Origin of the sequence: Chitinophaga japonensis, assembly GCF_007830125.1 — a bacterium.
In the GTDB taxonomy this organism is placed as follows: Bacteria; Bacteroidota; Bacteroidia; order Chitinophagales; family Chitinophagaceae; genus Chitinophaga; species Chitinophaga japonensis.
Map to the genome: position 1 here is coordinate 466398 of NZ_VLLG01000002.1, position 24713 is coordinate 491110.

Here is a 24713-nt window from a genome sequence, read left to right on the forward strand (position 1 = left end):
CCAAATCCGTTAAAAATGCGGCCGCCTTTACCGGCGCGCCTGCTTTGCCGGAAGTGCTGGTACCACTTCCGGCTTTTTTGCTGGCATGTATTAATTCCCCATAGTTAATGTGTTTTTGCAGTGTGAATAATAACCTGGTCCGGTTGTATCGTATAGGTAATTCCTGTCAGGTCCGATAATAATTTCAACACTTTTGGCAGGGGCTCCTGCTCAAAGCTGATCTTGTAATGCCCGTCCGTAGTGCCTTTCCCGGCAATAACGACCGGCACGTTATATTGGCGCTGCAGCTCTGCGGCTATTTCTGCGAGCGTGCTGTTATGGAAGCAGAAGCGGTTATTGCGCCAGGCGCCCAGTTGGTCCTGGCTGATGGCGCGCACGGCAACCTGCTGCGTTTGCAGGTCATAGGCCAGTTCCCGGTTGGCCGTCAATACGGCCGCCAGTACCCGCGGCGCGCCGTTTGCGGGCTGCCGCAACACTTTCACGCTGCCGCCGGCTACGGCCACCTGCCATTCCTTTTGTTCTTTGTAGGCTTTTATATTAAAGGAGGTGCCCAGCACTTCGGTGATCATTTCACCGGCGCGTATACGGAAAGGATGTTGCGGATCGGCGGCTACTTCAAAAAAGGCCTCCCCCCGCAGCTCCACCTGCCGCTCCTGCTGCCCGTAATCGCCGGCAATGGAGAGCACCGTACCGGCATTCAACCGCACTACGCTGCCATCTGCCAGCGTTACGGTCTTGCGCGCGCCCGGCGGGGCATACACCAGCCTGGCTGCCGGCGTTACTTTCGCGGGCTGCCGCAGCAGGTACAAACAGGCGCCTGCCGCCATGATCAATACCGCCGCCGCTACCGGCCGCCAGTAGCGGCGACGTGCAGGCAGCAACGGTTGTTCCGCCTGTATCTGCATCATAATGCCGGACACGATCTCCTGTCGCAACTGTTCTTTTTTACCCGGGTCGGCCAGCGCGTCCTCCTCCTGCGCAACGGACATGCCGGCGTACCAGCGCTCTACCTGTTGCGCTTCTTCCGGGCTGGCGCTGCCCTGTATATACCTGTTTAAAACAGCTTTGAGGTCGGCTGTTGAAAAGCGTTTCTTGAGCATAACGCCTTATAAATCTCCCCGGCAACAGGGAAGTACTGCAAAAGTGTGTTAAGGAATTATGAAGGGTGTGTTACCAGTAGTATGAACAGTATGGCGAAACCGTCCTTTTCATGGATGGACAAACGCAACCGCTGTAATGTAAGGGAGATATTATTTTTTACGGTTTGCTCCGATAACGACAATCGTGCGGCAATCTCTTTATTGGTCAGGTGCTGGTAGCGGCTCAGGCGGTAAGGTAGCTGCAATCGCTCGGGCAGGCGACTGAGCGCATCGTTCACGCGCTGCTCCATTTCCTTGCTCACCAGCAGCTCATGAGCGGATAGGGTTACCTCCTGCGCGAGCAGTGCATGCAACTGCGCTTCATCGCAAATGGCGGTTTTAGGACGGCCGAAATAATCGATAATGCAATAACGGGCGGCCCGGTACAGGTAAGCGCCCAGCGTGCCATTATCATCTACATACAGGTGCCCGCGGTTTTTCCAGACAGTGATGAATATTTCCTGCAGTATATCTTTAGTGTCTTCCTCGTGGCGGAGCTTTGCATGTATATGCCGGTACATGTTTTCCCAGTACCGGTTTACCAGTGTGGTAAATGCATGCTGGTTGTCCCCCCTGACCAGGTCTATCAGCCGGCTGTCTGAAAGCTTTTCCATATTCGCTCACAAACTTACCCTTTGGATGTAAACTGTATATTAAATCCGGGATATGGCCAGGTTTTGAAAATTTTTCCGCCTCCCCAAAACCTGCTGACATAAGGTTGTCACTCCCCCGTTCTTTCTTTGTATCACAAAACAAAAAACACATTATTATGTCAATCTCCATTATTCAAACGCTGCAGAAAGAGCTGGAACAGGAAGCTCAAACCACCCGTAAAATGCTGGAACGCGTACCCCAGGACAAATTTGACTGGAAACCGCATCCTAAAAGCGGCACCCTGAAATGGCTGGCTACCCACGTGGCCGAATTACCGGGCTGGGTGGAAATGACGCTCACTACAGACGGGCTGGACTTTGCCGCCAATCCCTACCAGCAGGAGCCTATCAGCAGCACGGCCGACCTGCTGGCCTATTATGAGCGCACCCTGGCCCAAGGCCGCGCCAGCCTGGAAAAAGCAACGGAGGAAGAACTGGAGAAAACATGGACCCTGCGCAATGGAGACCAGGTATTGCTTACCTGCACCAAAGCGGAAATGATACGGGTGGCTTATTGCCAGACAGTGCACCACCGCGCGCAACTGGGCGTGTACCTGCGCCTGCTGGATGTGCCCATTCCCGGCAGCTACGGCCCCAGCGCGGATGAGATGAATTTCTAGCATCCGTCCCATCAAAAAGCCCCGTTGCTCTGCAACGGGGCTTTTTGATGGTTATAATGAAATCCTATTTTGTACCGAACATAACGCCCATGATCTTGCCACTCAATGCAGTGCCGGCCGTTGCCGCGTCATAAACGGGCTGGCTCTCCTGTATAGCCATATCAGCGGCGCTTACCTCGCCGGGCAATACTTTCTTAAATTCATAGACCATGGAAGACCCGCCATCCAAAAACAACACTATTTTCATGATCCCGTGGTCCTCATCCAGGTAAAACGGGTGTATAAAATTCAGGGACCTGGGCATTTGCGCAGATGTCCACACTTCCAGCTTGCCAACACCGGGGCCGCCGCCCGGCTTTAGTGTGTAAACCGCCTTGGTACAGTTGTAGCCAGCTACCTGGGCGGTCTCACCCGTTTCCGCCCGGTCATACTTGTCCCGCTCAAATACCGTTTGCACCTGGCTTTGTCCCAGGAAGTCCTTGTCATAGCTGAAAGTGACCTGGTTCCCCTTGTCCGCCTGTGACTGCAAAAAGATCTTTCCTTTCCCGGCATTGCCTTCCAACTGGTTTTCCAGGTGGTATACCAGGCCGTCGCATTTAGCGGTGGCATTGCCTTCCCTCACAAATATCTCATTCTTCAGCAAGGGGGAGAACATGACCATCATGGCCTGTATGGGATTTCCCTTCATTACCCGGTTTATTTGCTGTGCATCTTCAGCAGTCAGTGTTTTGGAAAGCGTTGCAAACTGCTCCTGCATATTGCCCTTAGCGGGGTCTATCTTGTTTAAGACCTTGCTGAGCGGGTTATCGGGGAAATAAATGTCTACCGTTATCTTTCCTTCTCCGAACGCGGCTTTTTCAACCGTGCTTTGTGCTGTAAGCGAGTCGCTCCCGGTATTTTCACCACGGCCGGCGCTGCCTGCACAGGAAAAGATCGGTAAAAGTGTACTCAATAACAGGATGGCTTTTCTCATCGACGTATATTTTTAGTGATCGTGCAAGTATACAGGTTGCTGCCGGGAGGCCCAATACACGAAAACCAGTATTTTTTCTACCGGCTCCGGCTGTCGGTATGGCAAAAAAAGTCCTGCCGGGCAATAATGCCCGGCAGGAAAAACCACACGTTCATAACGGTAAAAAACTCAATACCCGGGGTTCTGCCAGCACGCATTGCCCTGGCAATCTCCCTCCACTACCCGGTCTATCTGCGATTGCGGGATGGGCCGCAGCGCATGAAAATCCTTGATATTAGGCCCTGCTTCCGGGTTCCACTCCTGCACCCTTCTCACCAGGGATTTGGTGCGCACCAGGTCATGCCACCTTTGCCACTCGCCATAAAACTCCCGGCTGCGCTCATCCAGGATAAAGTCCAGCGTTACCTGCTGGGGTGTGATGGTCATGGCCGCCGCCGCGGCTATATTCTGCGCTTCCGTATTGGTTTTGCGGAAAGCGGCCCGCTGCCGCACCACGTTCAGCATGTTGGCGGCATTCACCAGGTCATTCAGCTTGAATGCCGCTTCGGCGGCCACCAGGTACACATCTGAAAAACGGTACAGCACCACCGGCCTGCTGGAAGGATCATTGAAGTTAGCGCCCCGGCTCGGGTCCATAAATTTCTTCACAACCGGGAAGTAGCTGTTGGACCATAAACTGGGCGGAATAATAATGCCTTTGAAAGGCCTTGCACCATCAAACTGCGGCGCGCCGGGCACCTCAAAATCAGGCATATAAATAGCGGTATCCACACCCGGCTGCATGGTGTAGCTGATGCCCCTGGAATTATTGGCAGCATCCGCGCTGTTGGAAATGGCGGTATTGGATATCCACACCTGCTGGAAAGTATTGTCATACCGCGAATCATTATCCCTGTCTGCAAACGCCTGGTCCAGGAGATACCGCTTTCCTGCATGCGGCCCGGAAGCCAGCAGCGCCGTGTTAGGCCGGGTGCGTATATAGGGCCTGCCATTCACCGCATCGCGGATCATGCCGGAGGTGCCGTTGTTGACCAGCGCGCCGGACGTGGAATTGATGTAGGAATTGATGCCGCTGTTGGACGGGTAGTTCCAGATATAGAACCAGGGCGTCAGGTTTTGCGCGGCGCCGCCGGATGCCTGTCCGCCTACAATGTACTGGCCGTACTTGGGGTCCGTGCTATGGTCGCTGACAAAGAGGGTTTCCTTCCCATAATCATTTTCAGGTTTGAAAGCGTCGCCGTAATCCTGCCACAGGTCCAGGCCATAAGCGCCTTTGTTGGCAATGATCTCCGAAGCAATGGTATAAGCCTGCGTGAAATCCGCCTGCGAATTGGTCAGCCAGCCCCGGGTCAGGTATACTTTTGCCAGCAGGTACATGGCCACCGGCTTGCAGGCTGCCTTGCCCAGGAACGGCGCCGTCACCGTATTCGGCATATCGGCAATCGCTTCGTTCAGATCCTGGATGATCTGCTCGTACACCTGCGCCACCGGCTGCCGGGAGTCCGACTTGGTGGCTACGTCAATAAATTCCGTGTGCAGCGGCACATCCCCGAAGGTTTGCACCAGGTAAAAGTACCAGAAGGCGCGGAGGAATTTGGCCTGTGCCAGGTAAGCGCGCTTGGTAGCCTCCGGCAGCTCGGAAGGATCAATGTTCTCCCCGTATTCCAGCACGGCGTTCAGGGTATTGATATCGCGGAAAGCGATCCCCCAGGCGGAGCCAAAGTTCGTAGAATTAAGCCCGTTATAGGTATACAACTGGATGCCGCTGGCGCTGGCCCCGGCCAGGTGCTCGTCCGTGCCGGCCACCATTTCCGCACTGAAGCCCTCGGTGCCCCACTGGCTCCGCATATCATTATACACGCCGGCAATCCCACCCAGCACGCCGGCAGGGGTAGCCAGGAACTCGGGGAGGATGCTGGCCTGCGGATGCTCCTCCAGTATCTTGGTGCAACTGTTGCCCGTGATGGTCAAAGCAAGCAGTAAAGCGCCGCCGAATTTTATATAGCGGGAAGTATTTATCATGCTCGGTTTCATCTGTCAAAATATTTTATTCGTTTAGAATTTCAGGTTGGCCCCGAATGTATACTGGCGTATGGTGGGGTTGTTCAGGTTCACGCTCACCTGGCGCGTAGGCGCTGATACCTCCGATGACCCGGTGGGATTCACGGCCCCGCCATAGCCGTTGCCTTCCGGATCAGGCCCCAGCCCATCGCTTACAAAGGGGGAATAGATAATGAACGGGTTGGTAATGTTGGCATAAAAACGCAGCGAGCTGACATGCAGCTTTTTCAAAACGCCTTCCGGCAGGGAATAACCCAGGTTGATGCTCCTGCACTTGATGAATGACCCGTCCTGGTAAGCCAGGGTAGACCCGAAGTTCAGGCGGTCTGTACCGGCATCGGGCGCAGGGAATGCATTGGTAGGATTATCGCGCGTCCAGTAATCCAGCTTCAACTGGTTCACACGACCCTGGTTGAAGAAAGGAAAACCGTTGGCGCCGCCGTCTGCAGACAGGTAAGGCGCCAGCACCTTCATGCCCATCCTGGCATAGATCACCACGGACAGGTCAAAACCCTTGTAGCTGAAACGGTTGGTCAGGCCGCCTTCCCATTGCGGCTGGAAATTGCCGATGATCTGCCGGTCGTTGGCGTCGATGACACCGTTGCCGTCCACATCTTCCACCCTGATCTGCCCGGGATAGGCCCTGGGCGATGTTTGCGCGCCGGTAAGCCCTTTAGCGGAATCTTCCAGTTGCCAGATACCGATCTTTTTGTAGTCATAGATAACGGACAGCGGCTGTCCTACAAACCAGCCATTGGCTTTGTTGGCTACTTCAGCAGGAGTAGTCAGCTCGGTAATTTCCTCCCGGTTAAAAAAGAAGTTCACATCCGTGCTCCAGGTAAAGCCGCTCCGGGTATTGATATTCGTGCTGCTGACCATAATTTCCAGGCCCCGGCCCCTGGTTTTTCCCAGGTTCTGCACGGTAGCGTCGGCGCCATTGCTTTGCGGCAGGCTTACCGGCAGCAGGATGTCCTTGGTGCGCTGCTCATACACATCCACCGTACCGGTAATGCGGTTGTTGAACAGGCCGAAGTCCAGGCCAACGTCATACTGGGAGGTGGACTGCCAGGTAAGGGAAGGGTTGCGCACCTGGGTAACCAGGTAAGCCAACTGCTGCCCCTGCGTGCCCTGCCCAAAATTATAGGTGGAGGCGGAAAGCGCTGCCAGCGTTTGATAGGCCGGCACGTTGCGGTTGCCGGAGATACCCCATCCGCCTCTCAGCTTCAGGTTAGAGATAAACGAAACGTTGCGCATAAACGCTTCTTCGGAAATATTCCATCCCAGGCCAAAAGCAGGATAGGTAAAATACTGGTGGCCGGGCGCCAGGGTGGAGGAGCCGTCCACGCGCACCGTGGCCGTTACCACGTAGCGGTTGTCATACGCATAGTTAATACGACCCATATAGGAAAGCAGCCCGGTTTCCACGAAGGTGCCTTCCCCTCTCGGCTGACCGGAGGCCAGGGCGAAGTTGGCGTTCTTGATATAGTCGGCCGGTACGCCGGTCACCTCGAAAGTGCTGCTCTGGCTGTGGTCCTTGTTCACCTCGAACAGGGCGGTTACATCCAGCCGGTGCTTTTGTGCAAATGTTTTTTCGTAGTACAGCAGGTTTTGTATGTTGTACGCCCATGCCTCCCCGTTGTTGACCCGGGCATTGGAAGAGGCCTGCGTGGTGGCCGTATTGGTAAAGGTGAGCGGGCCGTTGTAGGCGTTCGCGTTCTCCTGCCGGTAGTCAAGGCCCACGTTTACCCGGTACCGCAGGCCGTCGGTTATCTGCAGCTCGCCATACAGGCTGTTAAAGGTTCTCAGCCGGCGCGTCCGGTCCAGGATGGCGTCTTTCTTGGTCATCAGTGTCAGCGGGCTGATAATAGCTGCGTCAATGGAGCCGGCCGCCGGTGTCAGGTTCACGCTGCCATCGGGCAGGTACGGAGCCGCCAGGGGCGTTAGCCGCACCAGCGTGCCCGGCACGCCGCCACCGCCCGGGGTGTTGGAATAAGACAAGGTATTGATCGTGTTCAACCCGATACGCAGCCGTTTCCCGATCCGGTGATCGATGGTGGCGCGCAGGTTATAGCGCTCAAATTTCTGGTTGGGGATAATGCCCCCTTCGCGGTAATAGCCGCCGCCCATGCCGTACTGGGTGGTTTCCGTGCCGCCGGACAGGCTAAGCTGGTGGCTGGTGGTAAACCCGTTCTGGTAGATCAGGTCCTGCCAGTCGGTAGAGATGCCGGCTGCCAGCGCATCTTTCTCGGCCTGCGTCAGCAGGTAGGAGGAGGTGCCGCCGCTGCCGGGCCAGTTGGAACGGTTATACGCAGCCGCATCTTCCTTGAACTGCGCGTATTCCTGCCCGTTCATCACTTTATACTTTCCCATCACGGACGAGATACCGTAGTAGCTGTCATAGCTGATCACCGGCCGGCCGGGCTTGCCGCGTTTGGTGGTGATCAGGATCACGCCGCCGGCGCCTCTTGACCCGTAGATGGCGGTGGCGGAAGCGTCCTTCAATATCTCGAGGTTCGCAATATCATCCGGGTTCAGGTCATTGATGCTGCCGCCATAGGGAATACCGTCCAGCACCAGCAAGGGGCCGTCCAGCGCATCGCTGTTGCCCTGGGAATTGGTGATGGTACGGTTGCCGCGTATGCGGATCTGTCCGCCAACGCCCGGCGTAGCGCCGTTGCTGACGATGGATACGCCGGCCGTACGGCCTTTCAGTTGTGAAATAAGGTTGGGCGCGGGCACTTCTTTCAGGGTCTCGCTGCTCACGGAGGCAATGGCCCCGGTCACGTCGCGCCGTTTACTGGTGCCGTAACCTACCACCACTACTTCTTCCAGTCCCTTGCTGCCCATGCCCAGGGTAACGGGGATGTTGCTGCGGTTGTTGATGCTGATCTCCCGGGAAGTAAAGCCCACGGAAGAGATCAGCAGCACGCCGTTGCCCGGCGCGTTGAGCTTGAAAATGCCGTCTTCGTTGGTAACGGTGCCGGTGCTGGTACCTTTGATCACGATGGTGGCGCCCGGCACAGGCTGGCCGTTTTCATCGGTCACACGCCCGCCTACGGGGCCGCTGGTCTGTGACCAGGCATAGAATGGCAACAGGAAAAGCAGTGCGGCGCACCATACCGCTGCCATGCACGTTCTAAGTGGCACAGGGAAAGGGTATGCGTGCCGTGCAGGTCTGGTAAAATTTTTCATAACATGTTCATTTTTAAGTGGAATATGCTGTACGTGGTATCGGAATCCTTGACTAAAGTAGGAATATTATTCAAAAATGTAACCGATTACATTACTTTTTTACAAAAATATTCTATTACCTTTATCTGGCGTCATGTAACCGATTGTATTAATAGAGTACGGGAAGACTTTTGTAACTTATGGGCTATGACGAGGTAAACGTTAACAGATGAATAAAGACAAAGAAGTCACTATCTACGATCTGGCGGAGAAACTCAATATTTCCGTTGCCACCGTGAGCCGGGCGCTGAAAGATGACCCTGTCGTGAGCAAAAAGACCCGGAAAAAGATCTATGACCTGGCCGAGGAAATGGGCTACCGCTCCAATCATTTTGCCAGGAACCTGCGCAACCAGCGCACCGATACCATCGGGGTGATCGTGCCGCGGCTCAACAGCTATTTCATGTCTACCATTATTGCGGGCATCGAGCAGGTAGCCAACAGCCAGGGCTATAACCTGATCATCAGCCAATCGTCAGAGTCCGCAGAAAAAGAAGTACGGAGCGCCCGCACCATGTTCAACAACCGGGTAGACGGGCTGCTGGTATCCCTGGCCTACGACTCGGATAACCTGGATCATTTCAGCTCCTTCTTTAAAAAGGATATTCCCCTGCTGTTCTTTGACCGCGTGGCCGAACACGAAAATGTGACCAGTGTGTGCATTGACAACCGCAGGGCTGCTTTTGAGGCTACCCGGCACCTGGTAGAGCGGGGCTGCAAACGTATTGTGCATATTACCGCCCGCAGCAACCGGAACGTATATACGGACCGCCTGCAGGGCTACCGGCAGGCTTTGCAGGAGCACGGGCTGCCCTTTGACGAAAGCATGGTCATGTATAATAACCTCAGCCAGGAAGCCGGGTACACCGCCGCCGCGGAAATACTGGCCATGCCGGTGCTGCCCGACGGCGTTTTTGTGGCCAATGACAACTGCGCGGCCAGTTGCATGATAGGCCTGAAGAAAAAAGGCATCGCCATACCGGCGGACATTGCCTTTGTGGGCTTCAACAACGACCCTGTTTCCACGGTAGTTGAGCCCAACCTGACCACGATCAATTATCCCGGTTATGAAATGGGCGAAGTGGCTGCACGCCACCTCATCAACCACCTGAACGGAGCAGCGCTGATAACGGCTACCAATACCATCCTGCTGCGCTCAGAGCTGATCATCCGCGAATCATCCCTGCGATAAAGCCGGACAAAACCATCTCTCACGTTATGCGAAAACTGTTTTTACTGCTATTACTTTCCATCGCTGCCAGATCACTGCAGGCCGAAGACGGCTACGAGCTATGGCTGCGCTATCACCGTATTACAGGCAAGGCCCTGCTGCAGGATTACCGGGATGCCATATCCGGTATATACATTCCCGTTAGTACGCCGGTGTCTACTGCTGCCAGGGAGGAGCTGCAAAAGGCCCTGCCCGCATTGCTGGATAAAGCCGTGCCCCTGCAGCAGCAGGCGCAGGCCGGGTCTGTAATAGCCGCCACGCCGGCGCAGTGGCCCGCTATCAATTCCCTGGTGCCGGCCGCCTCCCTGCAGCAGGCCGGCGCGGAGGGCTTCTGCATTTATACCACTACCGGAGCAGATAAAAAGATCATTATTACCGGCAACACGGATGCCGGGGTACTATACGGCGTATTCCACTTCCTGCGCCTGCTGCAAACGCAGCAGCCCATACAGCAGCTCAGCATAGTAAGCGCGCCCAAAGTGCGCTACCGCCTGCTCAACCACTGGGATAACCTTACCCGTACGGTGGAGCGCGGCTATGCCGGCATGTCCATCTGGGACTGGCACCGGCTGCCCGGCTACATCGACCGGCGGTATAAGGATTATGCCCGCGCCAATGCTTCTATCGGCATCAACGGCACGGTGCTGAACAATGTAAACGCCAATGCCACCATTCTTTCCAAACCTTACCTGGAAAAAGTGGCGGCGCTGGCCGGCGTGTTCCGCCCCTATGGCATCCGGGTATACCTTTCCGCCCGTTTCAGCGCGCCTATTGAAATTGGCGGCCTGAAAACCGCCGACCCGCTGGACCCGCAGGTACAGCAATGGTGGAAAGAAAAAGTAAAGGAGATCTACCACTATATACCGGATTTCGGGGGCTTCCTGGTAAAGGCCAATTCCGAAGGACAGCCCGGCCCCCAGAACTACGGCCGCTCCCATGCAGACGGGGCCAATATGCTGGCGGATGCGCTGGCGCCCTACAAAGGCATCGTGATGTGGCGCGCTTTTGTATACGACAGCAAAGGGGATGAGGACCGTTTCAAACAGGCATACGATGAGTTCAAACCACTGGACGGGCGCTTCCATGATAATGTGGTGGTGCAGGTAAAGAACGGCCCAATCGACTTCCAGCCCCGGGAGCCTTTTCACCCGCTCTTTGGGGCCATGCCGCACACGCCGCTCATGCTGGAGCTGCAGCTTACCCAGGAATACCTGGGCTTTGCCACGCACCTGGTATACCTCTCCCCCCTGTTCAAAGAAGTGCTGGAAGCAGATACCCATGCCAAAGGTCCCGGCTCCACCGTGGCCAAAGTGATAGACGGCTCCCTGGAAGGACATGCCATTTCCGGCATGGCGGGTGTGTCCAACATCGGCAGCGACCGCAACTGGACCGGCCACCTCTTTGGCCAGGCCAACTGGTATGCGCTGGGCCGGCTGGCCTGGGACCACACGCTTACATCCGCACAGGTAGCGGACGAGTGGCTCCGGCAAACCTTTACCAACGATGCCCGTTTTGTAACACCCGTTCAGCAAATGATGCTGGCTTCCCGCGAAACGCTGGTCAACTACATGACGCCGCTGGGCCTGCACCACATCATGGGCTACGGCCATCACTACGGCCCTGCGCCCTGGTACGACAAGGCCCCCCGTGCGGACTGGAACCCGGTGTATTTTCACCGGGCGGACAGCACGGGCATCGGCTTTGACCGTACGGCGTCGGGCAGTAATGCCCTGGCGCAGTACGCACCGGCTGTACGGAAGCAATGGGAAAACATGCGCACCTGCCCGGAAGCGTACCTGCTGTGGTTCCACCATGTGCCCTGGCAGTACAGGCTACCATCCGGCCGCACGCTCTGGGAAGAGCTGTGCTATAAATACCAGGCCGGCGTACAGGGCGTGCAGCAAATGGCGGACACCTGGCAGCAGGTAAGCCCCTATATTGATGAAGAAAGAGCGGAGCAGGTAAGGATGCTGCTGGCTATTCAATTGGAAGAAGCAGCCTGGTGGCGGGATGCCTGCCTGGCCTATTTCCGGACCTTTGCCAAATTGCCGCTGCCCCAAGGCGTACCGGCGCCGGCACATACACTGGAATATTACCGGGAACTGCGATTCCCCTATGCGCCGCATTAACATCCGTAACCATATAACACCATGCAAGAGAAAAATACAAAACTGGCGATCGTAACAGGCGGAGGCTCCGGCATAGGACTGGCTATTACTGAAAAATTCGTGGCGCACAACATCCGTACCATCATCATTGGCAGGGACCGGCAAAAGCTGGACGCCGCCAAAGACCGGCTGGGAGCGCTGTGCATCCCGGTAGCTGCCGACCTGTCGGACCTGGGCGCCATACCGGCGCTGGTGCAGGATATCACCACCCGTTACGGCAGGATAGACATACTGGTGAACAACGCCGGCATCAACCTGAAAAAGCCCTTCACCGAAGTAACGGACCAGGAGTTCCAGCAAATACTGCTTACCAACCTGACGGCCGTTTTCGCGCTGTCGCGTGAAGTGGTGAAGCAGATGGCGCATAGCGGAAGCGGCGCCATTATCAACATCAGCTCCATGGCCGCACAGTACGGCATTCCTAAAGTGATCGCCTATACGGCTTCCAAATCCGCCATCGAAGGCATGACCAAAGCCATGGCGGTGGAGCTGTCGCCACAGGGCATACGGGTGAATTGTATTGCGCCCGGCTTTATCGCTACCGATATGTCGGCCAAAGCGCTGGACAACGATCCGGAAAGAAAACAGAAAGTACTGTCCCGCACGCCCATGGGCATGCTGGGCGCGCCGGCCGATATTGGCGACGCCGCCCTTTTCCTGGCCGGCGATGCAGCCCGTTACATTACCGGGGTAGTGCTGCCGGTGGACGGCGGTAACTCCATCGGGTTTTAATGCCTTTACATCAGGATATTATTGACAGGCTGCAGGGCGGGCGGTATTTCCGGCTCGTCCAGCATTTCCCGGAGATCAATTTCTATAGTGCGGCTCATGGCGGTAATGGGAATGTCGTTGGGACTGCCCTCAAACGGGTTTTCCGTACTTTCCCCTATCCGCTCCAGCGTCATGAACACCCAGGTGACCAGTACGCTGAAAGGCACTGTCAGCCATACCATGTATTCGCCCAGCTTGTTGAACTCGCTAAGCATGCCAAAAGGCACCATGCATACGAACAGGCGGATGAAGAACAGGTTGACAGTTGCAAATTGCCGGGGATAAGGGAAGTTCTTGATCCGCTCGCACTTCCCCTGCTGCTCATAAAAATCCTGCAACATCCTTTCCAGCTCCACCAGCCGGTAGGTATCCAGCCAGCCGTCCTTTGCCAGCGCCTTGAGCTGCGCAGACTGCAGGGCGATGAGGTGGGTAGCCCGGTTCTTCTTGCCCAGCACGTACTGCAGGTCTTCCGGCGACAGGTACGGCTTTAATTCTTCCTCCATTTTTGTATGCCATTCCGCCACATAATAGTGGCGGGCATATTCCCGGTTATAGCTCCTGGTAAAGATGTTCTCCCAGCTTCTTTTTTCCCGTAGCTGGAACCGCAGGGCCGTGAACCAGGCCATATGCCGGTAGATCAACTGCCGGTGCACCAGCGCCAGCGTTTCCGGGGACGCCTGCGCATGGCCCACCAGGTCCCTGGCCATTATGCCCCAGGTCCGGCTGCTGTTCACGATAGCTCCCCATATCTTCCGGGCCTCCCAGGCGCGGGCGTAGGTAGCATTGTTCCGGAAACCGGTTATAAAAGCAGCGGCGGTGCCCAGCAGGGCCACCGGCACCCAGGTAATGGCCAGCCATTTCACGTCCCATATGGCGTATAAGGCGGTAGGAATAACGGCCAGCAGCACCAGCCAGTAAATGCTTTTGCGGGTCCATACCAGCATTTCTTTTACAGTGTAATGTCGTCCTGTGTGCATAGCTAATTTTTATGGTCAGGAGAAGTGATCAGCACAGCATAGAGATTGGCCCGCCCATAGACGGAAGGCCGCTCCTGCAGGCGGGTAATGGCCGTATACCCCTCCCGGCTGAACAGCCGGATCAGCTTCAGGTAGCTCAGGGGATAGGGCACCCAGCGGTTCGCCTGGTCCGTATCATATTCCACCACCAGGAAATGGCCGCCGGGCTTCAGGTAGCGGCCAGCCTTGCGGATAAAACCCGGCTGGTCGCTCACATAATGCAGGGAATTCGCCATCAGGATACCATCCAGGTCCTGCAGCGGCCACTCATTGGCCACAAAGTCCAGTTGCAGGGTCCGTATGGAGGCCTTGCTGGTAACGGGCTGTATATCGACCGGCTCCCGGTCAATAGCGTGCACAACGCCGCCCGGCGCCAGCAGGCGGGCCAGGGCCTGGGAAAACAGCCCGCTGCCACAGCCCAGGTCCGCCCAGGCGGCGTGGTAGGGTTGTGAAAGGCTGTCGTGCTGTATCAGTGCGATTGCTTCCTGTAATTCCATTTGCTGAAAAATCGGTAACTTGCGCGGGAATTTACAAATTATTGATTTGGTAAAGATCGGAAACATAACGCTGCCGGATTTTCCGCTGCTGCTGGCGCCCATGGAAGATGTGAGCGACCCGCCCTTTCGCGCCGTCTGCAAAGACACGGGGGCGGACCTGATGTATACGGAATTTATTTCCAGTGAAGGACTGATCCGCGACGCCATCAAAAGCCGCAAAAAGCTGGATATTTTCGATTATGAGCGCCCCATCGGCATACAGATATTCGGCGGGGACGAGGAAAGCCTGTCCATGGCCGCGAAGATCGTGGATGTTACCAACCCCGACCTGCTGGACATCAATTTCGGCTGCCCGGTGAAAAAAGTGGCCCTGAAAGGCGCCGGTGCCGGCGTACTGAAGGATATAGACCTGATGGTGCGCCTTACAGACGCCTGCGTAAAGGCCACCAACCTGCCCGTGACCGTAAAGACCCGCCTGGGCTGGGACGAGCAGACCAAGAATATAGAAGAGGTGGCGGAGCGCCTACAGGACGTAGGCATCAAGGCCCTTTCCATCCACGGCCGTACCCGCTGCCAGATGTACAAGGGAGAAGCCGACTGGACCCTCATTGCCAAAGTAAAGAACAATCCCCGTATTCATATCCCCATTTTTGGCAACGGCGATATAGACAGCCCGCAGAAAGCGCTGGAATACAAGCACCGCTACGGGGTGGACGGCATTATGATAGGCCGCGCCGCCATCGGCTACCCCTGGATATTCCGGGAGATAAAGCACTACGTGCAAACCGGCGAACTGCTGCCCCCGCCCACTGTAGAGGAGCGCGTGGCCGTCTGCAAAAAACACCTGCGCGGCTCCGTGGCCTGGAAAGGCCCCATCGTAGGCATCAATGAAATGCGCGGCTGCTATGCCGGCTACCTGAAAGGATTACCCAACATCCGGGAATACCGCGCCCGCCTGGTGGTGCTCAAAACACCGGAAGAAGTAGAGACGGTGCTGGATGAAATCCAGACCGCCTATGCTGGTATTGAAATGCAAAGAGCCCCGATAGAACTCGTGAATTATCATGAGAAGTGCCCGCTCTAATACCCCGTTTCATCCGCACCAATATCCACCCGTCCGTTTTGCAGGCGCGCCTGCTTGTCAATATCCAGCTCGCCGGAGCCCGGTACAAAAGCGGGATCGCCGGCATTGATGCAGGCGGAGCTGCTGCTTAAATGCAGGTTCAGCGAGGCCAGGCTGCTGTTCACAAAAGACGGTGTGCCATAGGTGGAATGCGCATCCAGCCCGGTGCCGCTTACAAAGGCGGCCAGCGAACCATAGGTGTTGCCATTAATACCGCCCCAGTCGAAGATGCTGCCGGAGGCGCTGCCTGAGCTGGTGTAATAGCGGTTGTAATCCATCGTTAAATTAGTGGAAGTATACCCCAGCAGCGCAATGGCTACAATATCGCTGTTTGACTGCACAATGTTGTTCGTGATGCTCACATGGTCTGTATTCTGCAGGCTGATCTCGCCGCCCCAACCCCCGGCGGTGAAATTCTTAAAGAAGGTATTATTGGTAATGCTGGAATACACCACCTTGCTGTTAGGCGCATTGGAACCGAAAAGGATGCCGGCATCCCGGTTATTGTACACCAGGTTGCTGCGGATGTTAATGCCTTCTGCCGTCGCATTGTCATTCTCGCAGCCCACGGTGATGCCGGCCAGGTTCTCATAGCAGGTATTCGCTTCCACGTTGATCCACTTGCCGCCATCTACATAAATACCGCCATTGGTGGCCACCGGCGATACGCAATGGTGCACGATATTGTATTTCACATTACCGTTGCGGGCAAAGTTCACATTCGCCGGCGCGCCCGTCCAGGTGTAATGGCCGGTCATGTCTATGCCGATATTGCGGATATGATGCACGATATTGCTTTCTATCAGGAAATTCTCCACGTTGCCCGCCATGGTCAGCCCCTCGCTGTAGCCGGTGTTGCAGCTATAGATCTCGTTGCTGCCGATGTAGATCTCGTTATAGGAATTGGCCATCGAGCCTACCACCACCAATGGATTGGCATTATCCGCAGAGGTGGGAACGGCTGTAGAATCCGTGGTCCAGCCAATGTTGTAGATCTTGCAGTTGGTCACGTGTATGTCCGTGCCGGCCCCAATGGCATAAATACCTGCGGCAAAATCACGGATGTTATTGGCGATACGGACCTGGTTGATGCGGATATGGCTTTTGCTGCTGATGGCGATCATGGCGTTCTGGCCGTCGTTGGAAGCGTTCACCCCGTCCAGTATCACCACACCGCCGTCATAATTGGTAAGCGTGATGGGCTCCGCAGCAGAAGCGCCGGAATTGGGCCACCACAGTCTTTCCTTGTAGGTGCCGCCTGCTACGTAAATGGTAGCGCCGGCGCCATCCGTGGTTTTATTGAGGGCCGCCTGTATGGTTTTCAGGGCCGCGGCGGGTGAGGTGCCGGCATTGGCGTCATTCCCGGAAGCGCCATTTACATAGTAACTGGTCACGGCCAGCGTGGAGAACGTTTTGCTTTCCTTTTCCGTAAGCGGGTCCGTCACTTCCCTTTTGCAGGAAGCCACTGCCAGCAGGAGCAAACATCCTGCGATCCATGTTTGGGGAGTTTTCATAGTTTTCATAAAGAGTGGTTTTTAAAGTGATTAATTGAGGGATAGGTTATATAAATATTATTCAAAATTGATGAGCACCGAAGGCTGTCCTGCATCAGGCAGGTAGCCCAGCGTGGCGGACCAATCGCTCCTGGTGGCGATAATGCCAATGCGGAAAGCGGTAGCGGCGGCCAGGTTCTTTATTTTAGACCGCGTCAGCCGCATCTCGAATTTCAGGATGCCGCTTTCCTCCTGTATGGTGCCTGTTTTGTAAAATTCAGCAACGCCGGTAGGGTCAAAAGTAAAAGCGTTCTGCGCGCCCTTGTGGTTAAAGGCATCGAACCAGCCGGCCAGTATGCCGCCTTCCAGCAGCACATCGTAGCCTCCTTCCGGTATGCCGTTCAGCAAGCCGGTAGCAGTGCTGTTGTCCGTATCCAGGTAAAAGTCGAAGATGTCGCCGTTCACCTGTTTGGAAGCTACTTCCAGGTACACGTATACATACTCCGCATCATAATCGAACTTCGCCTTTTTAAAATAGGTCTCGCCGGCGCCGGAAGTCACCGTATAGGCGTTCACCTCATCCCAGTCGGAGAAGGTACCGTCATCCAGCTTTACCGGGGAGCTTTTGGCCACGTACACGACGGTGGAGCCTTCTGTTACCCGCCCGCCGGCAGTGGTGGCGTACAAGGTGGGCACGTATTTGCCTTTGCCCGGGTAAGTATGCGTAGGGCTGGCTTCCGTGGAGGTGGTACCGTCCCCGAAATCCCATTTGTAGGATACCGCGCCGGTGGTTTCGTTGGTAAAGGTCACATCATTGCCGCTGATGCTCACCGTAAAAAAAATATCCGCCGACGGCGTAGTTTCGTCCTTTTTGCAGGCGCTGAAAGCGCCGGCGAGCAAGAGGAAAGAGCATATCGTTTTAATGATCTTCATAACCATGCGTTTGTTAAGGGTTCTGTACACATAAGGGATTGGTCTGCACTTCATCGATCGGTATGTAATAAATGGTCCGCTTGCTGTCCCAGGGTATCACCATATTGGTATAACCGGCCGGGGTTTTGGACAGGTCAATGTCCGACTCCTTCAATCCCGGTAAGTGGTAGCCCCAGTAAGTACGGTTCAGGTTTTGCTTGTTGCGGTATACGTCAAACACGCGGTGGCCCTCGAAGGCCAGCTCTATGCGCCTTTCCTTTAACACCAGGTCCAGCGCGGTTTTACCGGCCGGCACCTGCCCGTTGTACAGGGCGTTTTCCAGGCCGCGGTTCTGGCGGATCATATCCACCGCATCCAGCGCCGCGGCGGCATTGCCGGCCTTCGCCAGCGCCTCTGCCTTGTTCAGGTACATTTCCGCCAGCCGGAACAGGATGGGGGAGCTAAGCGTGGGGCTGCCATCCTGGAAGGAGAACTTGGTGATGTACCATATCTCGATACCGTTCTTTTTTTGCAACTGCCCGCTTCCGTCCCGCAGCGGTACAATGTAGGACCAGCGCACATCTTCCGGGTGGGCGGACATGGTATCGCGCAGCGACGGGGTGGCAAACTCCTCTCCCCAGCCGGAATTGCCGTCGGAGTACAGCATAGAGGCAATGGAGCCGGCCTTACCATAATCGTCCGCGGCCGTAAAAGCCGTGCAGAAAATAGTTTCCGTGGCCGTCAGCGCATTGGCGAACAGGGAAGGATAAGTAGTAGTAGTTTCCAGCATAAAGCGGCCGGAGTTGATCACCTGGTCTGCATAATAAATAGTGCTGTCATGCTGCCCTTTGTACAAAAAGGCCCTGGACAGCAAGGCCCAGGCAGCCTCTCTGGAGGCGAACTGCACGCCACGGGGCTGGTTCATCAGCGCAGCGCCCTGTCCGGCATCTTCGATCACTGCTGCGTATCCTTCCTCCACTGTGGCCCTGGCCTCCTGTGCTTCATCAGCGGTAGACCTCCGCAGGATAACGCCGTCAGCAGCCGGGTCCTGTGCGTAGGGCCGGGCAAAAAAACGCAGCAGGTTAAAGTGGCAGAACGCGCGCAGGAAATAACATTCCCCGATCAGTTGCTGCAGCTCCGCATCGGGATCGGGCACCTGCTCCGCGGCTTCTATAATGGTATTAACGTTGTTGATGATCTTGTAAGAGATATACCAGAAATAGCGTGTATTCGTCTGGGTGGGTGTATGGTTCAGTGAAAAGCTGTAGTACAGCGGATCGGTAGTGGTTTGCCCGCACACGATGTCATCCCCCGCAAAATCGCTCAGTTGGAAATACTGGCGCAGGTACATATTATTATTGTCCGTGGTGCCGTTGAATTCCACATGGTCTTTGAACAGGGCGTATGCACCGTTCAAAGCGTTCTTCAATCCCTGGCGGGTGGTGGTGAGGTTGGCGGTGGTCAGCGCATCGCTGGGCGTCACCTCCTTTAAACAGCCGGCCATCAGCAAGGGTAAGGCGAGCAGTAATATATAGATAAACCTTTTTTGCATGGTCAGTTTTTTTAGAACCGGATATTAATGTTGAACAGGTACTGGCGGTTGTTGGGATATTTGAAATCCGATACGCCGGGCATCACATAGCTGCCGGCCGTCAGCGTGGTGGCCGGGTCCTGGCCCAGGAAGCCGGTAAAGGTATACACGTTATCTGCCGTCAGCGACACGGTCACATCCTTCATTTTCCAGCGGTCGATCCACTTCCGGGGCAGTGAATAAGCCAGCGCGATATTGCGGATCGCCAAGAAGCTGCCGTCTTTCAGGTAGCGTGTAGACGTTTCCGTTGAATTGGCCGCATTTTGCGGGCTGGGCTCTGTAGCGTTATCCCCCGGCTTGGTCCAGGTGCTGTAGCCATCCGGCAGTACTACCTGGTTGTAGTAAGGCTCATTGCCGTCATTCATCACAAAGCGCAGCACGTTGCTGAACACCTTGTTGCCGGTAAGGAAGTACGCATTCACCCGCAGGGAAAGGTTCCGGTAGCGCCATTGGGAATTGATGCCGCCCTGCCACCTGGGCAATGCGGAGCCTGCTTCCTGGTAGGTAGCGGCGGCGTAGTCCGAAGTAGCCTCGCGGGAGATGATCTTGCCATCGGCATCCTTGTTCACCACTTCCCATTGCGGCGCGCCGGTATTGGGATCAACCCCCAGCCATTTAGGCATGTAGAACTCGTACAGGTTGCCGCCGTTGCGGTAGATCTGCGAAATGCTCCAGGTGGGCTGTGTGCGGGTAATGTCGCTGGGCAGCTTTTGCAGCTTATTGGTATTGTAGCTGATGTTAAGATCCGTGGTCCATTCAAAATCCTTTGTTTTGATGTTCACGGTGCTCAGGCCGGCTTCAATCCCGTTATTCACCACCTCCCCGATGTTCTCCCAGCGCTGTTCAAAGCCTACGGAAAGTGGCTGCGGCACCTGCAGCAGCAGGTTTTTGGTAACGTTGTTATAAGCGTCTACCGTCAGGCTGATCCGCTTGAACAGGCTGAGGTCCACGCCGGCATTCAACTGGTACTTGCTTTCCCAGGTGAGGTCCGGGCTGGGCAACTGGGAAGGGGTGGCGGCCGCGCCGCTGTTGTACTGGCTGTTGAGCGAGTACAGGCCCAGGTAACGGGAAGCGCCTATATCCTGCGTGCCGGTAACGCCATAACTCAGGCGCAGCTTTAGATTGTCGATCCAGGTAACAGGCTGCAGGAAAGGCTCGTTGCTCATCAGCCAGGCTGCGGAAATGGCCGGGAAGGAGCCGTAGCGGTTGCCCGGCGGGAAAGCGGTAGAGCCGTCCACCCGGTAGGAACCGGTCAGGAAATATTTATCGCGGTAGCTGTAGCTTACCTGGGATATAAAGGACTGTATAATGGCTTCACTGTTATAACCGGTCACCAACTGGCTGTTGGACACTACGTTCAGCACTTCCAGTCCTTCCGGCAAGCCCTTGCCGGATGCGCCCAGCACTTCCGAGCGGCTGTTCTCGATGGCTACGCCGGCCAGGCCGCTGATGGCATGTTCCCCCATACGGAAATTGAATTTCAGCAGGTCGTTGGAAATGATCCCGTAGGATAAAGTGCTCAGCTCATTCAGGTAGCCGGTACCGTTATACAGGCCGGCTACTACCGGTGAGTAGTAATCCGAGGCCTTGTTAAGGCTGACCGCCGCCCGGTTGGAGCTGGAAAATGACAGCCAGTCCGTGATGTCCACGGTCAGGCCCAGGTCATAGTTCACATCAAAGTTCCTATAAGGATGGTTGGAGTGATGGATGGTGTGGATTGGGTTGGTCTTGTCCCTGGACCACCACCTGAAAGTGGAATTGCCGTCTACGTACACCGGCTGCCCGGTGCTGTCATAGGGGTTATCCCAGGGCATGTTCAGGTAAGCGTAAAATACGTCGTCATAGTTATAGCTTTTACCGGTAGACCCGCTGATATTGATGTTATTGGTAACATGCACCTTTTTGGAAAAATGGTAGGTGGAATTGCCGCGCAGGTTGATACGCTGGTAATTCGTATTCAGGAAAGTGCCTTTTTCATGGTAGTAAGATACGGCGGCGTAATACTCTGCCTTTTCCGTGCTGCCGCTGGCAGAGAGGTACACATTCTGCATGGGCGCCGTGCGGAACATGGTGGTAAGCCAGTTATAGTCCTGGTTACGCAGGGTCCGGGGGCGCTCGCCGTAAAATTTCAGGATATCTATCTTATAGGAGTTATCCGGCGCGCCGGGAATATAATCGCGGTAATACTGCTGGTGATGTTCGTACAGCTCACTGCCATTCATCATTTCCATCTTGCCGAAGTCCGGTGTGCGGAAACCGGTAGTGACCTTTGCTTCAAACTGTGTTTTACCCCGTGCGGCTTTCTTGGTGGTGATGATGATCACGCCTGCATTGGCCTGCGAGCCGTACATGGCGGTAGCGCCGGCATCTTTCAGCACGGTCACGCTCTCCACGTCGTTGGGATCGTAATTGCCGCCAATAATGCCATCCACCACGAACAGGGGCGTCTGGGAGGCATTTACGGAAGAAACCCCGCGCAGCCTTATTTCCGGCGTGGTACCGGGCACGCCGGAGCTGTTCACCACTTGCAGGCCGGGCACCTTGCCCTGTAACATAGCGCCTACGTTATTGGCGGTGACGTCATTCAGCTTCTCCGCGGAGACGGTGGTCACGGAACTTGTCAGCTCGCTTTTCTTTTTATCGCTGTATCCTACCACCACGATCTCGTTGAACTGCCGGGTATCTTCCCCCATGCTTACCTGCAGCGGCTGCCCGTTTTGCGGTACCGCCCTTTCCTGCGTAAGATACCCGATGCTCCGAATCACCAGCACCTGGTGGATACCTACATCCCGAAGCGTGAACTGCCCCTGCGCATCAGCTTGCGTGCCTTTATAAGTGCCTTTTACCATTACGGTGGCGCCCGGCAGGGGCAGTCCGCCGGCGGCGGTAACAGTCCCTGTCAGCGTGATCAGGGTATCTGCACCGGCAGACGGCGTTTTTTGCTCCGGAGATCGTTTAATGACAAAATTGTTTCCTTCCAGCTCGTATCGCAGGGGCTGGTTGCGCGTACAGAGATCCAGCGCCTGCTGCACGGTAGCATTCTTTACCTGGATGGTGACCGGCCGCGTACCGGCCAGCACTTTTTCAGAATACACGATGGAGACGCCTGTTTGCGTGATGATCTCTGCAAATACCTGCTGTAGCGGCGCATCCTTTACAGACAGGCTCACCTGCCGGGCATAGCTCATGGCACAGGTGATCAATAGCAACAACGCGGTTAGTTTGATGTGCTTCATAATTTTGGTTGACAGGAATTACTAAGGGATGACCAGCCTGCTCAGGGCAGCACTATCACCTTTCTTCCTTCTATGCGGAAATGATTATGTCCGTTGCCTTCCAGCAGGTTCAGTATGCCTGACAAGGGCAGGCGCCTGCTAATACCCCCTCCGTATAACTCTTGACTTGGCTGTACCGTATAAACGATCTCTACATCATACCAGCGGGCCACTTCTCTCAGGATGGCCGGCAGTGTCATATTATTGAAAACAAATAGTCCGTCTTTCCAGGCCACCACTTTCTTTATATCGGCGGTTCTCACGGTTATGGCATGATCACTGTTACGCAGCACGGCCTGCTGCCCGGGGCGCAGCAACTGCAGTGCCTCCCCTTCCTTTACCTGCACGCTGCCGCTCAGCAGGGTGGTATTTACAGTGGCTTCATCTGGATAAGCCATCACATCGAAGTCCGTACCCAGCACCTGCACTTCCATTTCTCCTACCATCACTTTAAAAGGCTGTGCGGCATTTTGCGCTACTTCAAAATAGGCCTGTCCCTGTAGCTCCACGATCCTTTGATTACCGGTAAAAGCGGTAGGATAGCGCAGGGCGGAGGCTGAATTCAGCCACACCTTTGTACCATCCGGCAGTACAATGCTGAACTGCCCGCCCCTGGGCGTGGACAGCTTGTTATACCGTACGCTTTCATCGCCGCCCTGGCTGGCGTATAACAATTGCCCGTTCTGCTGGCGGATGGCGGTCGGCCCCTGTTGAATGACCTGGTTGCCGGCGCTGTCCAGCGTTACGGACGATCCGTCTGCCAGGGTCAGTATCGCTTTATGAAGACCGGGCGTTACATCGCCGGTATGGGGAACATGACCGGCAACCGGGACGCTAACCTTTTGCCGATCCCCGGAACGCCAGAGCCAGAAGGCAGCACCGGCCAGCAAGAGTACTGCAGCAGCAGCCACACGCCGCAGGGTAAACAGCCGGCTGCGCTGGGGGTGCGCCGGGCGCACGATCCTTTCATATACATCTTCATAATCTATTTCCGGTACGGGCCGGCCTTCCTGCAGGTGCGCGCCCTGCCAGGCATCTTCCATCAACTGCTGCAATACGGCGTCATCACCTGCATCTGCCCGCTCTATGTAGCGGAACAGCTCTTCCAGCTCTTCACGGCTGCAGGTCCTGCTGGTATACCGCTGCAGCAGGTATGCTATTCTTGATGGATCGTGTGGCATATATGATAAAGACGAAAGGGCGGAACGGAAGGACCGCGAAAAAGTGAGATTTTTTTTAAAACCGCTTGGGGTCAAAGGCGAGGAGGAATAAAAAGGCTAACAAGAGGGAGTGCTGCGCCAGGAACTGGCGGATATGTTTCAGGGTTTCCACCTGCAGGTTCTTGACCCTGCTTTTGGACAGCCGGAGCCTGGCGGCAATGGCTTCATGGCTCAGGCCCTCCTGGCGGCTCAGGCGGAAGATGGTTTGCTTTTGCTGCGAGAGCTGCGAAAGGGCGTGGTAGATCAGGTGCCGGCTTTCCCGGGCATCCAACTGCTGTTCCAGGCCGTTGGCCGCTTCGGTGATGTTGGCCCATACCTGGTCTACCAGCCGCTGTTGCCGGGCGGTTTTGCGCAGGTGGTCCAGGGTCTTGTTACGGGCAATGATGAACAGGTAGTTGCCGAAATGGTCTATCTCTGGCAGTTGCCGATGGTTGGTCCACAGCTTCAGGAAGGTTTCCTGCAGGATATCCTCCGCATCCACGGCGGAGTGGGTAAACTGGTAGATAAATGCCAGCAGGGGCCGGCTATACTGGTTGTATAGCTGCCTGAAAGCCTGCTCGTCGCCTGCTCTCAACTGTTGTAACAGTTCCGTATCGGTAATTGCGTGCATTTTCAAAACCGGAAGATGCCCCCGGTGGCTGTTGGCCGGTGGTCATGCTAAAAATACAAAAAATGGGGATTGGGGGAAATTGAAATAGGTGGTTGACATTTATAATAAAAATTGTAATTTTGTCAACAC

Annotated in this window: 18 protein-coding genes; 5 read left to right on the forward strand and 13 right to left on the reverse strand. The window is 55.6% G+C overall.

Features of this window, described 5'->3' with window-relative positions:
- Positions 1-104: 104 nt before the first annotated feature.
- The gene (locus LX66_RS01785) at positions 105-1100 is read right to left on the reverse strand and encodes a FecR family protein (protein WP_145710180.1); all 996 of its coding nucleotides are present in this window, start codon (positions 1098-1100) and stop codon (positions 105-107) included.
- A gap of 56 nt (positions 1101-1156) precedes the next feature.
- Entirely contained in the window at positions 1157-1753 is a 597-nt protein-coding gene (locus tag LX66_RS01790) for an RNA polymerase sigma factor (protein WP_145710181.1), read from the reverse strand.
- Positions 1754-1908: 155 nt separating this feature from the next.
- Between LX66_RS01790 and LX66_RS01795 the strand changes: the two genes are divergently transcribed.
- Positions 1909-2412, forward strand: coding sequence for a DinB family protein (locus LX66_RS01795; RefSeq protein WP_244620254.1), 504 nt, complete (start codon positions 1909-1911; stop codon positions 2410-2412).
- A 64-nt stretch (positions 2413-2476) separates the two neighbouring features.
- On the opposite strand, the gene LX66_RS01800 is transcribed toward LX66_RS01795, so the two are convergent.
- The 3 genes from LX66_RS01800 to LX66_RS01810 all read right to left on the reverse strand — a co-directional run bounded on the left by LX66_RS01800 (position 2477) and on the right by LX66_RS01810 (position 8593).
- Entirely contained in the window at positions 2477-3385 is a 909-nt protein-coding gene (locus LX66_RS01800; protein WP_145710182.1) for a hypothetical protein, read from the reverse strand.
- Between the two features lie 168 nt (positions 3386-3553).
- A complete protein-coding gene (locus tag LX66_RS01805; RefSeq protein WP_211365935.1) occupies positions 3554-5419 on the reverse strand; it encodes a RagB/SusD family nutrient uptake outer membrane protein in 1866 nt (621 codons plus the stop codon).
- 21 nt (positions 5420-5440) lie between these two features.
- Positions 5441-8593, reverse strand: a complete 3153-nt coding sequence (locus LX66_RS01810) for a SusC/RagA family TonB-linked outer membrane protein (protein ID WP_211365938.1) — start codon at positions 8591-8593, stop codon at positions 5441-5443.
- Between the two features lie 253 nt (positions 8594-8846).
- On the opposite strand from LX66_RS01810, the gene LX66_RS01815 reads away from it, so the two are divergent.
- From LX66_RS01815 to LX66_RS01825, 3 genes are read left to right on the forward strand one after another with little or no spacing between them, the layout of a single operon-like run.
- Positions 8847-9869 carry a LacI family DNA-binding transcriptional regulator gene (locus LX66_RS01815; protein ID WP_145710184.1) on the forward strand — a complete coding sequence of 341 codons (1023 nt, stop codon included), beginning with the start codon at positions 8847-8849 and terminating at the stop codon, positions 9867-9869.
- 26 nt (positions 9870-9895) lie between these two features.
- Positions 9896-12037, forward strand: a complete 2142-nt coding sequence (locus LX66_RS01820) for an alpha-glucuronidase family glycosyl hydrolase (RefSeq protein WP_145710185.1) — start codon at positions 9896-9898, stop codon at positions 12035-12037.
- Positions 12038-12058: 21 nt separating this feature from the next.
- On the forward strand, positions 12059-12808 hold the full coding sequence (locus LX66_RS01825) for an SDR family NAD(P)-dependent oxidoreductase (protein WP_145710186.1): 750 nt from the start codon (positions 12059-12061) through the stop codon (positions 12806-12808).
- 5 nt (positions 12809-12813) lie between these two features.
- Here the strand turns inward: LX66_RS01825 and LX66_RS01830 are convergent, their stop codons facing one another.
- Together LX66_RS01830 and LX66_RS01835 are read right to left on the reverse strand one after the other, a co-directional pair.
- Positions 12814-13824, reverse strand: a complete 1011-nt coding sequence (locus LX66_RS01830; RefSeq protein WP_145710187.1) for a bestrophin family protein — start codon at positions 13822-13824, stop codon at positions 12814-12816.
- A 2-nt stretch (positions 13825-13826) separates the two neighbouring features.
- Complete coding sequence (locus LX66_RS01835; RefSeq protein WP_145710188.1) at positions 13827-14360, reverse strand: class I SAM-dependent methyltransferase; 534 nt, start codon at positions 14358-14360, stop codon at positions 13827-13829.
- 46 nt (positions 14361-14406) lie between these two features.
- Here LX66_RS01835 and dusB point away from each other — a divergent pair, with 46 nt between their 5' ends.
- Positions 14407-15444, forward strand: a complete 1038-nt coding sequence (gene dusB / locus LX66_RS01840; RefSeq protein ID WP_145710189.1) for a tRNA dihydrouridine synthase DusB — start codon at positions 14407-14409, stop codon at positions 15442-15444.
- Here the strand turns inward: dusB and LX66_RS01845 are convergent.
- From LX66_RS01845 to LX66_RS01870, 6 genes are read right to left on the reverse strand one after another with little or no spacing between them, the layout of a single operon-like run.
- A complete protein-coding gene (locus LX66_RS01845) occupies positions 15441-17006 on the reverse strand; it encodes a right-handed parallel beta-helix repeat-containing protein (protein WP_244620255.1) in 1566 nt (521 codons plus the stop codon). The two genes, dusB and LX66_RS01845, sit on opposite strands and share 4 nt — an antisense overlap.
- A 48-nt stretch (positions 17007-17054) precedes the next feature.
- Positions 17055-17909, reverse strand: coding sequence for a PKD domain-containing protein (locus LX66_RS01850; RefSeq protein ID WP_211365942.1), 855 nt, complete (start codon positions 17907-17909; stop codon positions 17055-17057).
- A 13-nt stretch (positions 17910-17922) separates the two neighbouring features.
- Positions 17923-19440, reverse strand: a complete 1518-nt coding sequence (locus LX66_RS01855) for a RagB/SusD family nutrient uptake outer membrane protein (RefSeq protein ID WP_145710191.1) — start codon at positions 19438-19440, stop codon at positions 17923-17925.
- Between the two features lie 11 nt (positions 19441-19451).
- Positions 19452-22715, reverse strand: a complete 3264-nt coding sequence (locus LX66_RS01860; protein ID WP_145710192.1) for a TonB-dependent receptor — start codon at positions 22713-22715, stop codon at positions 19452-19454.
- Between the two features lie 41 nt (positions 22716-22756).
- Positions 22757-23935 carry a FecR family protein gene (locus LX66_RS01865; protein WP_145710193.1) on the reverse strand — a complete coding sequence of 393 codons (1179 nt, stop codon included), beginning with the start codon at positions 23933-23935 and terminating at the stop codon, positions 22757-22759.
- A gap of 55 nt (positions 23936-23990) precedes the next feature.
- Positions 23991-24584 (reverse strand): RNA polymerase sigma factor, encoded by a 594-nt coding sequence (locus LX66_RS01870; protein ID WP_145710194.1) that lies wholly within the window; start codon positions 24582-24584, stop codon positions 23991-23993.
- Between the last annotated feature and the right edge of the window lie 129 nt (positions 24585-24713).

Coding starts and splice junctions, on each gene's coding strand:
- LX66_RS01850 (WP_211365942.1), bottom strand. CDS start 17,909: ATGAAGATCATTAAAACGATATGCTCTTTCCTCTTGCTCGCCGGCGCT.
- LX66_RS01790 (WP_145710181.1), bottom strand. CDS start 1,753: ATGGAAAAGCTTTCAGACAGCCGGCTGATAGACCTGGTCAGGGGGGAC.
- LX66_RS01795 (WP_244620254.1), top strand. CDS start 1,909: ATGTCAATCTCCATTATTCAAACGCTGCAGAAAGAGCTGGAACAGGAA.
- LX66_RS01835 (WP_145710188.1), bottom strand. CDS start 14,360: ATGGAATTACAGGAAGCAATCGCACTGATACAGCACGACAGCCTTTCA.
- LX66_RS01815 (WP_145710184.1), top strand. CDS start 8,847: ATGAATAAAGACAAAGAAGTCACTATCTACGATCTGGCGGAGAAACTC.
- LX66_RS01860 (WP_145710192.1), bottom strand. CDS start 22,715: ATGAAGCACATCAAACTAACCGCGTTGTTGCTATTGATCACCTGTGCC.
- LX66_RS01845 (WP_244620255.1), bottom strand. CDS start 17,006: ATGAAAACTATGAAAACTCCCCAAACATGGATCGCAGGATGTTTGCTC.
- LX66_RS01825 (WP_145710186.1), top strand. CDS start 12,059: ATGCAAGAGAAAAATACAAAACTGGCGATCGTAACAGGCGGAGGCTCC.
- LX66_RS01820 (WP_145710185.1), top strand. CDS start 9,896: ATGCGAAAACTGTTTTTACTGCTATTACTTTCCATCGCTGCCAGATCA.
- LX66_RS01785 (WP_145710180.1), bottom strand. CDS start 1,100: ATGCTCAAGAAACGCTTTTCAACAGCCGACCTCAAAGCTGTTTTAAAC.
- LX66_RS01865 (WP_145710193.1), bottom strand. CDS start 23,935: ATGCCACACGATCCATCAAGAATAGCATACCTGCTGCAGCGGTATACC.
- LX66_RS01805 (WP_211365935.1), bottom strand. CDS start 5,419: ATGAAACCGAGCATGATAAATACTTCCCGCTATATAAAATTCGGCGGC.
- LX66_RS01800 (WP_145710182.1), bottom strand. CDS start 3,385: ATGAGAAAAGCCATCCTGTTATTGAGTACACTTTTACCGATCTTTTCC.
- LX66_RS01830 (WP_145710187.1), bottom strand. CDS start 13,824: ATGCACACAGGACGACATTACACTGTAAAAGAAATGCTGGTATGGACC.
- LX66_RS01870 (WP_145710194.1), bottom strand. CDS start 24,584: ATGCACGCAATTACCGATACGGAACTGTTACAACAGTTGAGAGCAGGC.
- LX66_RS01855 (WP_145710191.1), bottom strand. CDS start 19,440: ATGCAAAAAAGGTTTATCTATATATTACTGCTCGCCTTACCCTTGCTG.